The organism is Streptomyces sp. NPDC002671, from assembly GCF_053592475.1.
In genome coordinates this window covers 278,868-291,677 of the sequence record NZ_JBSFVU010000011.1, presented here as the reverse complement: position 1 = coordinate 291,677, position 12,810 = coordinate 278,868, and the positions used below count along the sequence as shown (strand labels likewise).

Annotated in this window: 9 protein-coding genes, 1 pseudogene and 1 riboswitch; of the genes and pseudogenes, 4 read left to right on the top strand and 6 right to left on the bottom strand. The window is 72.1% G+C overall.

The window, feature by feature from the left end; translation table 11 throughout:
* Positions 1–356, top strand: a pseudogene (locus ACWD35_RS19840) (hypothetical protein); the annotation flags it as partial.
* A gap of 11 nt (positions 357–367) precedes the next feature.
* On the opposite strand, the gene ACWD35_RS19835 reads toward ACWD35_RS19840, so the two are convergent.
* On the bottom strand, positions 368–1,444 hold the full coding sequence (locus ACWD35_RS19835; protein ID WP_451352567.1) for an NlpC/P60 family protein: 1,077 nt from the start codon (positions 1,442–1,444) through the stop codon (positions 368–370).
* Between the two features lie 403 nt (positions 1,445–1,847).
* On the opposite strand from ACWD35_RS19835, the gene ACWD35_RS19830 reads away from it, so the two are divergent.
* The gene (locus tag ACWD35_RS19830) at positions 1,848–2,207 is read left to right on the top strand and encodes a hypothetical protein (protein ID WP_451352566.1); all 360 of its coding nucleotides are present in this window, start codon (positions 1,848–1,850) and stop codon (positions 2,205–2,207) included.
* 3 nt (positions 2,208–2,210) lie between these two features.
* Here ACWD35_RS19830 and ACWD35_RS19825 read toward each other — a convergent pair whose 3' ends face one another.
* Together ACWD35_RS19825 and ACWD35_RS19820 are read right to left on the bottom strand one after the other, a co-directional pair.
* Positions 2,211–3,179 (bottom strand): tellurite resistance/C4-dicarboxylate transporter family protein, encoded by a 969-nt coding sequence (locus ACWD35_RS19825; RefSeq protein WP_451352565.1) that lies wholly within the window; start codon positions 3,177–3,179, stop codon positions 2,211–2,213.
* A gap of 311 nt (positions 3,180–3,490) precedes the next feature.
* Complete coding sequence (locus ACWD35_RS19820; RefSeq protein ID WP_451352564.1) at positions 3,491–4,705, bottom strand: NlpC/P60 family protein; 1,215 nt, start codon at positions 4,703–4,705, stop codon at positions 3,491–3,493.
* A gap of 8 nt (positions 4,706–4,713) precedes the next feature.
* A riboswitch (cyclic di-AMP (ydaO/yuaA leader) is annotated at positions 4,714–4,868 on the bottom strand.
* Positions 4,869–5,154: 286 nt separating this feature from the next.
* Between ACWD35_RS19820 and pcrA the strand changes: the two genes are divergently transcribed.
* Positions 5,155–7,647, top strand: coding sequence for a DNA helicase PcrA (gene pcrA, locus ACWD35_RS19815; RefSeq protein ID WP_451352563.1), 2,493 nt, complete (start codon positions 5,155–5,157; stop codon positions 7,645–7,647).
* A gap of 71 nt (positions 7,648–7,718) precedes the next feature.
* Here the strand turns inward: pcrA and ACWD35_RS19810 are convergent, their stop codons facing one another.
* Together ACWD35_RS19810 and ACWD35_RS19805 are read right to left on the bottom strand one after the other, a co-directional pair.
* Positions 7,719–9,296, bottom strand: coding sequence for a M23 family metallopeptidase (locus ACWD35_RS19810; protein WP_451352562.1), 1,578 nt, complete (start codon positions 9,294–9,296; stop codon positions 7,719–7,721).
* A 261-nt stretch (positions 9,297–9,557) separates the two neighbouring features.
* On the bottom strand, positions 9,558–10,436 hold the full coding sequence (locus ACWD35_RS19805; RefSeq protein ID WP_451352561.1) for an esterase/lipase family protein: 879 nt from the start codon (positions 10,434–10,436) through the stop codon (positions 9,558–9,560).
* A 224-nt stretch (positions 10,437–10,660) separates the two neighbouring features.
* Between ACWD35_RS19805 and ACWD35_RS19800 the strand changes: the two genes are divergently transcribed.
* Positions 10,661–11,077, top strand: a complete 417-nt coding sequence (locus tag ACWD35_RS19800) for a cobalamin B12-binding domain-containing protein (RefSeq protein WP_451352560.1) — start codon at positions 10,661–10,663, stop codon at positions 11,075–11,077.
* A 51-nt stretch (positions 11,078–11,128) separates the two neighbouring features.
* On the opposite strand, the gene ACWD35_RS19795 is transcribed toward ACWD35_RS19800, so the two are convergent.
* Positions 11,129–12,778 carry a DUF5691 domain-containing protein gene (locus tag ACWD35_RS19795; protein ID WP_451352559.1) on the bottom strand — a complete coding sequence of 550 codons (1,650 nt, stop codon included), beginning with the start codon at positions 12,776–12,778 and terminating at the stop codon, positions 11,129–11,131.
* Positions 12,779–12,810: the final 32 nt, after the last annotated feature.

Sequence of the window (12,810 nt, the reverse complement as noted above, 5' to 3'; positions counted from 1 at the left end):
GGCTCACCCGTGGCGTGGACCCTGACCACCTGGCGCAGGTCCTGGTCGCCGGACTCCCAGAGCGCGTGTACTCACCTCGGTCCTTCGTCCAGCGCCGGCTCATCGACAAGATGCCGCCCCTACCCGCCGCCCCCGAAACCCGCGCGCCCCGCACCCTCATGGAATGCACCGACTGCGGCGTACCGGGACGCCCGGAGGCGCTGCCCGGCGGGCTCTGCAAGGGGTGCCGCAGCGGCGACGCAGTACGGGAACCCGTCCGCTCACCGACTCCACCGAGCGTGACCCTCACCTCCGATGGCGTCCGTGCCCGCGCCGCCGGCATCCGCCGCACCCTCATCGGCGTACCGGCAACTTGAGCCATATGCGCTCACGCCACCCGCGTCGCCCCCGCGAACGGCATCAGGTCGACCGGGGCCAGCCGGACCGGGGCCGACGGGTTCGGGGCGTGGATCATCTGGCCATCGCCCACGTAGATGCCGACGTGGCTGATCCCGGAGTAGAAGAACACCAGGTCCCCGGGCTGGAGTTGGGGGCGGGAGATGCGTCGGCCGGCGTTGATCTGGGCGTACGTGGTGCGTGGCAGGGAGACGCCGGCGGAGCGGTAGGCGGCCTGGACCAGGCCCGAGCAGTCGAAGGCGTTCGGGCCGGTCGCGCCCCACACATAGGGGCTGCCGAGCTTGCCGTAGGCGTACGCGACGGCCGCCGCCGCGCGGGAGTCGGGGGCCGTGACGGAGCCCGTGCGCACCGGCGCCTCCCGGGTGCCCGGGGACGACCGTGAGACGTGCCCGGTGGTGCCCTCGGCGCCGGTGACCTGCGCGCGCTCGCGCGGGGTGAGCCGCGCCAGTAGCCGCCGTGCCTCGGTCAGCTTGCCGGTGATGGTCTTCTTCTGCCGCTTCAGCTCCGCCTGCCGGGAGCGGAGCGACGTCAGCTCGGTCCTGGCGGCGCTGTGCAACTGCTTGATCTCCCGCAGTTGTTCACGCACCCCGGAGACGGCGGTGGCCTGCCGGTGGCCGGCCCGCTCCGCGAACGCGGCCCCGTCCAGATACCGGTCCGGGTCGCTGGACAGCGCCAGCTGCCAGGCGGGGTCGATGCCGCCGTCGCGGTACTGGGCCGCCGCGATCGAACCGAGCGAGTCCCGGGCCGCGTTGAGCCTCTGCTGCTTGCGGGCGGTCTCGTCGCGCAGCGTGTTCAGCCGCCGCTGGGCCGCGTCCGCCTTCTCCTTGGTGCCGTCGTACTTCTCGGTGGCGGCCTCCGCCGCCTCGTACAGCTTGTCCACCTTGGCCTTCACCTGCGTGGGAGTCAGCTGCGGTGCGGCGTGTCCCGTTCCGTCGAAGCCCGTCGCGGTGGCCGCGCCCGCGATGGCGAGCGTGAGGGCCGTGCGGGCCGTACCGCCACTGAGTGAGCGCTGTCGGGGCTTGCGGTGCGCTGCCACCTGGACCGTCACGTCCTTTCGTACGCCTTGTGCGGCCGAGGAGCGATCGGCGCGTCCGGCGGCGGCCCGCACGGGGGATCGGGCCGTCGCCGGACTTTTCTCGGCGGGGGTGGCCGACTGTCGCCCCTGGCCGGGCGGCGTGGGAAGCCGGTCACCTGGGGGAGGACGCTAGGCCGGACGGTGACGGGTTGGTAACGCGGTGTACGGAACTGGCCCTGACGGGCCGGGATGTGACCGTATGCGACCGCGTTCCCGGTCCGGAGCCGTCGCCTTCGCGCAGCGTGGTGACCGAAGCGAGGAATGCCGGGCCTCCGGAACTGGTGGGGTGCTATGGAGCGGATATATGCAAGAGCATGGATGCGGGCAGGCGCCCCGGGGACGCCCCGCGGATGCGCCCTGATTAGGCTCCGGCCTCATGGACGTACTCATCCACATCTTCGTCGGCCTGCACATCATCGGCATCGCGGCGCTGCTGGGCGGATTCATCACCCAGATCAAGGCCATGGGCCAGGGCACGGCACGGTTCGTGCCCGGGATGCTGCACGGCGCGCTGACGATGCTGGCCACCGGTGTGATCCTGGTCGGCCTCCACCGGGCCGGCGACGACGACCACCACCTCAACTACCTCAAGATCGGCTTGAAGCTCGCTCTGCTCGTCGTGATCCTCGGGCTGGTCTACGTGAAGCGTGACGAGGAGAAGGTCGACAAGAGCGTCTTCGGGCTGGTCGGCCTGCTGACCACGACGAACATCTTCATCGCCGTGCTGTGGACCTGACGTTCAGCGCCCTGACCTGACGGCGGCGCGAGCCGTCGGCACCGCGCCGGCGGCGACCGCGAGCCAGGCGGCCACCGCCACCCACGTCAGGACCCGCCCCGGCCCCTTCAGCCATGGAACGTCCACCGTGGCGGCGACGGCCAGCGTCGCCGCCGCCGTCATTCCCATCGGGAACACGGTCGCCCACCGCCGTACGTCGTAGCCCGGGCGCGGCCGGACCAGTTCGGCCGCCAGCAGCACGAGGTACCAGGCCACATCCAGCACGAGCAGGGCGACCGTCAGCGTACGCAGCGTCCCCCGGTCGTCGACGTTCCACAGGTACAGCCGGGCACTGTCGGCGGAGAGCAGCTTCGCCCCGGCCAGCGCCGAGATGGCGAGCGCCCCGCCCGCGATCCAGTGGTCCCCGGCCCCTTCCAGCACCTGCCGCGACTCGAACCGGGCCAGGGCGACGCAGTAGAGCACCAGCCCCAGGAAGAACATCACCAGCGCGGCGTGCGCGAGCCACGCCGTCGCCTCGGCCGCGGCCAGCGTGGCGCCCAGTACGGCGAGACCCTGTGTGGCCACACAACACAGGAACACCGCTCCCGGCATGCGCCGCTCCCAGCGCCGTACGACGAGAACGAACAGCACGGGCCAGAGCAGCGCCGCCAGCGCGAGCAGCGCCTCGGCCAGGGTCTGCCGGCCGAGCGTGGAGAGCCGGGTGCCCAGGACGGTCGTCGCGGCCACGGCGGTGAGCGCCCCGGGACTCCCGGCCTCGGCCAGCCAGCGCCGCCGCTGCCCCGCCAGCCGTACGACGAACTCCGCGCCCAGCCCCAGCCAGGCCACGCAGGTCAGCCCCAGGAAGACCCGGGACAGCCCCTCGTCGCCCGTGAGCTGCAGCCCCACCGACACGATCCCGGTCGCCATCACCGCGGCCCCGGCCGCAGGCGACCGCCGCGCCGACCAGGCACGCAGGGAGGAGAGGCGGGACATGCGCCCGATGCTAGGCCCTGTCGTCAAATTCCCGCCTGCCGCGCGACGCCTGGCACGCGCATCTGCCGCGTTGTCGTCAGTCGCCGACGCTCCCCCACGCTCGGCTTCGCTCGCGCGGGGGGACCCCCATCGTCGACTCCCTCCTCCGCCTTGCAGCTGCACGCACCAGACGCCGCGCGGCCCGCCCTCCGGGCGGACGACGGGAATTTGACGACAGGGCCTAGAGAGGGACGCGGCTGTTCAGGGCGGGGCGCGCGGGCGTACGCCCCGCCCTGAGCCGGTCGTGCCACGCTCCTGTGCCGGTCACGCTCCTACGCCGGTCGCACCACGCTGTGGATGATGGACGTGCCGCCGTAGTAGACCGACTCCTCGCGGACGTACGCGCCCGGCTTGGGGGCGTGGATCATCATGCCGTTGCCTATGTAGAGGCCGACGTGGCTGATGTCGTCGTAGAAGAAGATCAGGTCGCCGGGGCGGGCGTCGGCGAGGGAGACCGTGGTGCCCACCTTGACCTGGTCCCAGGTGGTGCGCGGGAGGCTGACGCCGGCGGCCCGCCAGGAGGCCTGGGTGAGGCCGGAGCAGTCGTAGGAGCCGGGGCCCGTGGCGCCCCACACGTACGGCTTGCCGATCTGGGCGCGGGCGAAGGCGATCGCCTCCGCGGCCTTGGTGTCGTAGGAGCCGGAGGTGGTCGAACCGCCGGAAGAGGTGGATCCGCCGGACGAGCCCGAGGTGTCCGAGGAGCCCGACGAGCCCGAGGACGACGGGGACGGCGAAGACGAGGGCGACGGGGTGCTCTGCTGTGCCGCCCGCTGGCGCGCCGCCTGCTGCTTCGCCAGCTCGGCCGCCTTGCGGGCCGCCTCCTCCGCCTTCTGCTTCTCGATCGCCGCCAGGCGCGCCTTCTCCTCGGCCGTCAGCTTGGACAGCAGCTCACGCGCGGTGGCGAGCTTCTTCTGGACGGTGGCCTTCGCCGTCTGCAGGTCGTCCTGCGTCTTGGTCAGCGTCTGGAGGCTCGTCGCGGCCTCCCGGCGCTTCTTCATGGTCGCCGTCTGTTCCGTGACGAAGTCGTCGACCGCGCTCTTCTGACGCGAGGTCAGCCGGTGCATCAGCTGGCTCTGGTCGAAGTAGTCCTGCGGATTGCTCGCGAGCAGGAAGGTGGCCGTGTCCGGCACGGTGGTGCCGGTGCGGTACTGGGCGGCGGCTATGGTGCCCAGTTCCTCGCGGGCCGTGTTGAGGCGTTCCGTGCGCTTCGCGACATCGTCACGGAGGCTGTCGGCGCGCACGCGCTCCTTGCCGGCGCGCTCCTTGGCCGCGTCGTACTTCTCGGTCGCCGACTCGGCCTGCCGGTAGAGATCGTCGACCTTCTTCTGCACCTCCTCCACGCTCGGCTTCCCCTTGTCGGCGGCGGGGGAGGCGTTCGCCGTCTGGGAGAGGACGGCCACGGAGGTCAGTGCGGCGGTGGCGAGGACGGGGGCGCGGAGGCCTGCTGTACGGGGCCCGACGGGGCGCGGCTTGCGGTGCGACGCCAAGGGAGGCGACTCCTTCCATGCGCCGCCTACCGGGTTAGCTGTCGGGTTCGGGCGGTGCGTTCGGAAGGGTTGCCCTACGGCCCCCTCCCGGTGGGAGGCGGCCGATTCACCCCAGAGGTCGGTGGGTCCCCGGCTCCGGTCGCCGCGAGGGCGCGCCGGACTCGGCGGGGGCCGCGCGGCCCGGCGAGGTTCGCCGGTAGGGGTCGTACGGCCCGCACGCACGCTAGCCAACTCGTGGTACCCCTGTGAAGGTTGGTGCGTAGTATGTCCGATACATTTTCGTGACCTCGGGGGTGAGGGTGCGGGAAATCACGGCTGGGTCATCGGGCGCTTCCGCAGCGTGAGGGGCGGAAGGGGTCGGCAGGTGCCGGGAGGGGAGCCTCCCGCGGGGGGCCGGGTTCTCGGGGCGGCCCACGGTTGTCAGTCCGGCGCCCTAGACTCGGAGAGCGATGAGCAGCCTCTTTGACGACAGCTTCCTGGCGGACCTCCAGCCCCCTCGCGGGCGCGAGGAGGAGCCCCCGCCGCCGCCCGAGGACGATCACGCTCCGGAGTCGCTTCCGGACGATCTGTTCGGCGGGAAGTTCGACGTGCCGCCGGACCGGGACACGTACTACCGCGACGGCGCCCCGCGCCCCGCGATCGACGCAGCGGCCCTGCTGGAGGGGCTGAACGAGAACCAGCGCGCCGCGGTCGTGCACGCCGGCTCCCCGCTGCTCATCGTCGCCGGCGCCGGCTCCGGCAAGACCCGCGTGCTCACCCACCGCATCGCCCACCTGCTCGCCGAGCGGGACGTGCACCCGGGCCAGATCCTCGCGATCACCTTCACCAACAAGGCCGCGGGCGAGATGAAGGAGCGCGTCGAGCGGCTCGTCGGCCCGCGCGCGAACGCGATGTGGGTCATGACCTTCCACAGCGCGTGCGTGCGTATCCTGCGCCGCGAGTCGAAGAGGCTCGGCTTCACGTCCTCGTTCTCGATCTACGACGCCGCCGACAGCAAGCGCCTGATGGCCCTGGTCTGCCGTGACCTGGACCTCGACCCCAAGCGCTTCCCGCCCAAGTCCTTCAGCGCCAAGATCAGCAACCTGAAGAACGAGCTGATCGACGAGGAGGACTTCGCCGCCCAGGCCGCCGACGGCTTCGAGAAGACCCTCGCCCAGGCCTACGCCCTGTACCAGTCGCGGCTGCGCGAGGCGAACGCGCTCGACTTCGACGACCTGATCATGACGACGGTCAACCTGCTGCGCGCCTTCCCCGACGTCGCCGAGCACTACCGCCGCCGCTTCCGGCACGTCCTGGTGGACGAGTACCAGGACACCAACCACGCCCAGTACGCGCTCGTGCGCGAGCTGGTCGGTACGGGCGACCGCGCCTCCGAAGACGCCGACGTCCCCCCGCGCGAGCACGAGCTGCCGCCCGCCGAACTGTGCGTCGTGGGTGACGCGGACCAGTCGATCTACGCCTTCCGGGGCGCGACCATCCGCAACATCCTCCAGTTCGAGGAGGACTACCCGAACGCGACGACGATCCTGCTGGAGCAGAACTACCGCTCCACGCAGACCATCCTGTCCGCCGCCAACGCGGTCATCGAGCGCAACGAGTCCCGCCGCCCGAAGAACCTGTGGACCAACGCCGGCCAGGGCGCGCGCATCACCGGCTACGTCGCCGACACCGAGCACGACGAGGCCCAGTTCGTCTCCGACGAGATAGACCGCCTCACGGACGCGGGCGAGGCGAAGGCCGGGGACGTCGCCGTCTTCTACCGCACGAACGCCCAGTCCCGTGTCTTCGAAGAGGTCTTCATCCGCGTCGGCCTGCCCTACAAGGTCGTCGGCGGCGTCCGCTTCTACGAGCGCAAGGAGGTCCGGGACGTCCTGGCCTACCTGCGCGTCCTCGCCAACCCCGAGGACTCGGTGCCGCTGCGCCGCATCCTCAACGTGCCCAAGCGGGGCATCGGCGAGCGCGCCGAGGCGATGGTCGACGCCCTCGCTCAGCGCGAGAAGATCAGCTTCCCGCAGGCCCTGAAGCGGGTGGACGAGGCGTACGGTATGGCCGCGCGCTCCACCAACGCGGTCAAGCGGTTCAACACGCTGATGGAGGACCTCCGTACGATCGTGGAGTCCGGCGCCGGACCGGCGACCGTTGTGGAGGCGGTGTTCGAACGCACCGGCTACATGGCCGAGTTGCAGACCTCCACGGACCCGCAGGACGAGACCCGCATCGAGAACCTCCAGGAACTCGCCTCCGTGGCCCTGGAGTTCGAGCAGGAGCGCGAGGAAGGCGAGCAGGGTACGCTGGCCGACTTCCTGGAGAAGGTCGCCCTGGTCGCCGACTCCGACCAGATCCCGGACGAAGAGGACGGCGACGGCGTCATCACCCTGATGACCCTGCACACCGCCAAGGGCCTCGAGTTCCCGGTCGTGTTCCTGACCGGCATGGAGGACGGCGTCTTCCCGCACATGCGCGCCCTCGGCCAGACCAAGGAGCTGGAGGAGGAGCGGCGCCTGGCGTACGTCGGCATCACGCGCGCGCGGGAGCGGCTGTACCTGACCCGCTCGGCCATGCGCAGCGCCTGGGGCCAGCCCTCGTACAACCCGCCCTCCCGCTTCCTGGAGGAGATCCCGCCCGCCCACATGGAGTGGAAGCGGACGGGAGCCACCGCACCGGTGTCCTCCGGGCCCGCGTCGGGCATCGCGGCCTCGCTCTCCTCGTCCCGCTCCCGCTCGTCGGCGGCGGGCGCGTCCGGCTTCGCCACGCGGCGCGCCACGGAGAAGCCGGTGGTGGGGCTGGCCGTCGGCGACCGCGTGACCCACGACCAGTTCGGCCTCGGCACGGTGGTCGCGGTCAAGGGCACGGACCCGAAGAACGCGGAGGCGACGATCGACTTCGGCGACGACAAGCCGAAGCGGTTGCTGCTGCGGTACGCGCCGGTCGAGAAGCTGTAGGAAGAAGCCGTGGACGAGTGAGCCCCGCCGGATATCGGCGGGGCTCACTCGTAACGGTCTTCAGGCCGGGCTCAGGTCGGGTCCAGGCCGTGGCTGCGCAGCCACGGCAGAGGGTCTATGGCCGCCCCGCCCGCCGGCCGTACCTCGAAGTGCAGGTGCGGGCCGGTGGAGTTGCCCGAGTTGCCCGAGTAGGCGATCGGCTGGCCGGCCTGGACGCTCGTACCGGGGGCCACGCGGTAGCTGGACAGGTGGCAGTACCAGGTCTCCGTGCCGTCCTTCGCCGTCAGGATCAACATGTTGCCGTAGGCGCTGTTCCACTTGGTGGAGACGACACCGTCGGTCGCGGCCATCACCGTGGTGCCGTACGACACCGGGAAGTCGATGCCCGTGTGCACCGACATCCAGTTGACGCCGGCCTGGCCGAAGTAGGCGCTGAGCCCGCGCTGCAGGACCGGCAGCACGAACTTGGGGCGCAGCCGCTCCTTGAGCGCGGCCTCGGCCGCCGCCTTCTTCTTCTCCAGCTCCTGCTGCGTCTTGAGGTCGATGCGCTCCTGCGTACGGCTCGCCCGGTCGGCGAAGTCGTCGGCGCCGGCGGAGAGGCCCCTGAGCTGGGTGTCCAGCTTGTTGTTGGCGACCGACGGCTGCACCGCGTGCGCGTCCGAGGCGGAGGCGGTGGTGTCCTTGCCGCCGTCGGTCAGGCCGCCGACGGTCGCGGCGGCGATCCCGGCGACCCCCATGACACAGACCGAGGGGACCGCGACGGTCAGCAGCGCGGAGCGCTTGGCGGGCGTACGGCGCCGGGACCGCCCCGCGCCACGCGAGCTGCCGCGGGGCGCCGGGGCCGGGCCGGTCTCCTCCTGGTCCTCCAGCAGGCCGGTTACGGCGGGCAGTTCACCGGTCGAGGACAGCTCGTCGTCTTCGGCGGGGTCGTCCTCGAAGCCCGAGTCCTCGAAGCCCGAGTCCTCGAAGCCGGAGTCCTGGTAGTACGGGTCCTGGAAGTCCGAGTCCTGGAAGTCGGTTTCCTCGTACGCCGTGTCGTCGTACGGCGCCTGCTCGGACACGGTGGTGGACTGCGCGTCGAACGGTTCGGCAGGCTGCTCGTGGTGAGCGGCCACGGCGTGGCCGTCGGCGTTCCACTGGGTGGCGTCGTACGCGCCCGTGTCGAAGGTCTGGGTGCCCCACTGCCACTGCTGGGTGGGGTCGGCGCCGGCAGGCTGCTCGGACACACCGGGCTGGAGCCAGGCGCTCGCGTCCCTCCCCCAGAGGGGGGACCCCCAGCCGCTGATGTTGTTCCCCGTGGCCTGCGCCGGGACCGCCCAGGCGGTGCTGTCGTAGACGCCGGAGTCGTAGGCCGCGTGGTGCTGGGCCGCGTACGGGTCGTAGTGCAGGTTCTGCCCGGCGCCGGTCTGCCACTGCGTGGTGTCGTACGCGCCGGTCGCGTGCGCGTCGCCCGGGAGGCTGCCGAAGAGCGGATCCGCGTCGTAGGCCGGGGCGGGTCCGGAACCGGCGGCAAAACCAGTGGCGTCGTAGCCGCCGTACGTGGTGAGGTCGCCGTAGTGGACTCCCTGCGCTCCGTAGGGCGCGTAGGTCGCGGAGGAGGCGTCCGAGGCCGGGGGTGTCATGGTCCCCGACGGGTGACGGTCGTTCACCAACTTCTCTTTCGCCTCGACGACAGGGGCTGCCAGAGCAGTGCGGCGACTGTACCCGCCGGTACCTGGGCCCGACAATCTTCAGCTGGTTTCGCGTTGGCCGGAAACGGGCATTCGGCCGTGTTTCGGGGGAGGCTGGACCTGAGTTTGGCCTTGTGTTCGATGAATGTTCGGTGAGGAGTGACGGTCCGTCGCCGATTCTTCATCTGTGCGTCGCTTGTGCGGCGATCCCGGGTGACCTCAGGTGGCCCCAGGCCGCGGTCAGGCCACGGTGAGTCCGCCGGCGAGCCGGTCCTGCGGGTGTGCCGCGTCGAGGGCCTCACGTATTCCGGCCGCGACGGCGGGGTGCACGGGGAGTGCGAGATGCCCGATCCCGGTCACCCGGACGTTTCGCACGTCGAGGTCGGGGTGGTCGAGGCGGGCCGACTCCAGCGGATCCATCAGGGAGTCGAGGTCGCTCCAGAAGCTGACGAACCGCGTACGGCAGCCGGGCGCGGGCCGCGCCAGCTCCTCGATCACCGCCGAGCCGGGCCGCATCTGGCGCACGATCGGATGGGCGTCGGCCAGCGGGGCCACCCGCGTCCCGGCGTGCGGGGTGCCCAGGGTGACCAGCGTGCGCACCCGGAGATCCCCGCCGAGGCACTGTGCGTAGTACCGGGCGATCAGCCCGCCGAGGCTGTGCCCCACGATGTCGACCCGGTCGCTGCCCGTGCGCTCGCAGATCTCCTCGACATGCCGGCCGAGCAGCTCGGCCGCGGTGCGGATGTCACAGGTGAGCGGTGAGTAGTTGAGCGACTCCACTCTGCGTCCGCCGTGCTGGGTGAGGCCGCGGCGCAGCAGTACGAAGACCGAGCGGTTGTCGATGAACCCGTGCAGCAGCACGACCGGCGGGCCCGGCCGGACCGGCAGCCGCGCGGTGTCGCCCTGGGCGGGGTGTGCGGCGGAGCGGCGCTCCGGGGTGAGGCCGGTCGGATACAGCACGAGGTGGCCGGCGAGGATCGCGGCCTCCAGGACGGTCGCCTTGAGCAGCGCCACGGAGAGTCCGGGGAGTCCGGTCAGCCTGGTCAGTTCGGTCGGTCCGCCGGGGCACAGGCGCCGGCAGAGCGGGAGGAAGAGTGGCAGTACCCCGGTGACCTTCATGGCCGACCTCCTGTCGGCACGCAGGAGGACGCCGCGCTCCCCCGTGTGCCTTCATGTCCCACCATGTGATTTCCCCCTCGCTCGGCACCGCAAAACTGCCGGTTACGGGATGCTGGAGATAACGTTCGTTCACTTCGCGGTGGGTGACGGCACGCGCGAGATGTGCGGTACTTGTCGGTACGGACGGAAGCGGTCGCTTCCGTAGTCGGTTGATGGAGGAAGTGATGGGTGTGGCAGCCGGTCCGATCCGCGTGGTGGTGGCCAAGCCGGGGCTCGACGGCCACGATCGGGGAGCCAAGGTCATCGCGCGCGCCCTGCGCGACGCCGGTATGGAGGTCATCTACACGGGCCTCCACCAGACGCCGGAACAGATCGTCGACACCGCCATCCAGGAGGACGCCGACGCGATCGGCCTGTCCATCCTCTCCGGCGCCCACAACACCCTCTTCGCCGCGGTCATCGACCTGCTCAAGGAGCGCGACGCAGAGGACATCGTGGTCTTCGGCGGCGGCATCGTCCCGGACGAGGACATCCCGCCGCTGAAGGCGAAGGGCGTCGCGGAGATCTTCACGCCGGGCGCGACGACCACGTCGATCGTGGAGTGGGTGCGGGGCAACGTGCGTCAGGCGGCCGAGGCGTAGGCCGGACCGGGGAGGGAAGCCGGCAGTACTCGGTGACTGCCGGCCGGTCACTCAGCGGCTTTCGGCCGCCCCCAGTTCCTCGGTCATCGCAGCGCGCAACCGCAGCGTCGTGACCAGTCTCAGGAACGCCTCCGCCCAATACCCCCCGGCTCCCGGCGAGGCGTCCTCCCGTTCGTCCGGTATCGCCAGCAGGCCGTCCAGCCGGGCGGCCTCGGCCGGGTCCAGGCAGCGCTCCGCCAGGCCCATGACCCCGCTGAAGCTCCAGGGGTAACTGCCCGCGTCCCGCGCGATGCTGAGGGCGTCCACCACGGCCCGGCCGAGGGCGGGTGCCCAGGGGACCGCGCACACCCCGAGCAGCTGGAACGCCTCCGACAGGCCGTGCGCCGCGATGAACCCGGCGACCCACTCCGCCCGCTTCTCGGCGCCCAGCGTGCCCAGCAGCTTCGCCCGTTCCGCCAGCGACACCGCCCCCGGCCCGCCGGCCTCCGGTGCCGACGGGGACCCGAGCAGCGCCTTCGCCCACTCGGCGTCGCGCTGCCGCACCGCCGCCCGGCACCAGGCCGCGTGCAGCTCACCCTGCCAGCCGTCCGTCACCGGCAGCGCCACGAGTTCTTGGGGCGTACGTCCGCCCAGCCGCCGCGGCCAGGTGGAGAGCGGCGCGGACTCCACCAACTGGCCCAGCCACCAGGACCGTTCCCCCCTGCCCGCCGGAGGTTTGGCCGCGATGCCGTCCCGCTCCATGTCGCTGTCGCACCTGAGCGGGGCCTCGACCGCGATCGCCGGTGCGTCCCCCATGGGGTCGAGGGCCACACACGCGGCGGCCCGCACCGCCATGCGCGCGGCGAGCGCCGACCCCGGCAGCGCGGACAGCAGCTCGGCCGCGGTCGCCCGGACGTTACGGCTGCGGTCGCCCAACGCCTGTTCCAGGAAGGGCTCGTCGGCCGCTGACAGGCCCGTGCGCAGCGAGTCGAGGAACATCAGCCGGTCCTCCGCCCGCTCCGTCGCCCAGGTCGCCGCAAGCAGCTCCCGCGCCGACGCGGGCATACGGTCCCGCAGCACACCCAGCAGGGCGACGCGCTCGGCGAACAGGCCCTCCTGCCACAGGCGTTCGACTGCCTCGGAGTCGTCGAGGTCGGGCAGCGTCGCACCGCCGCCGGGGGCCGCGCGCAGGGCGAACCGCCAGTCCGGGTTCAGCCGGGCCAGCCACAGCGCCCGCGGCCCCGCGAACGCCAGTGCCGCCGGGCGCAGGTCCGTGCGGCCCCGGGCCGCGTCCAGCAGGGCGGGCAGCGTGTGCGGGGGCGCGGCGTACCCGCGCGCGTTGGCCGTCGCCAGCCACTGCGGGAGCAGCTCCATGAGGTCCGGCGAACTGCCCCGGCGGCCACCGCCCGCGCCCGCGGAACGGTCGGCCAGCAGCGTCGCGAGCCGGTGCGCCGCCGCGCCGGGCAGGGCCGGGCGCGGATCCTCGGGCGCCGGCTCCGGCCGCCGCGCGGCGGGCGCGGCCCGCAGCCCCGCCCGCCGCCGTACGGTCGCCAGGGCGGCCAGGTCCAGCAGCGCGAGGGGCGCTTCCCGGCCGGGTGGCTGCCCGCCGGGTCCGCCGCCGGGCACCGGCCGCCGGTCGGTGCCCAGCAGGGCGGTGGTGAGGAGGTCGTCCCAGGCGGGCGCGGGTGCGCTGGACGCCGTGGTGGCCGAGGGCCCGTTCATGACCGTCCCTTCCGGTGCGGTTGAGGGTCTGC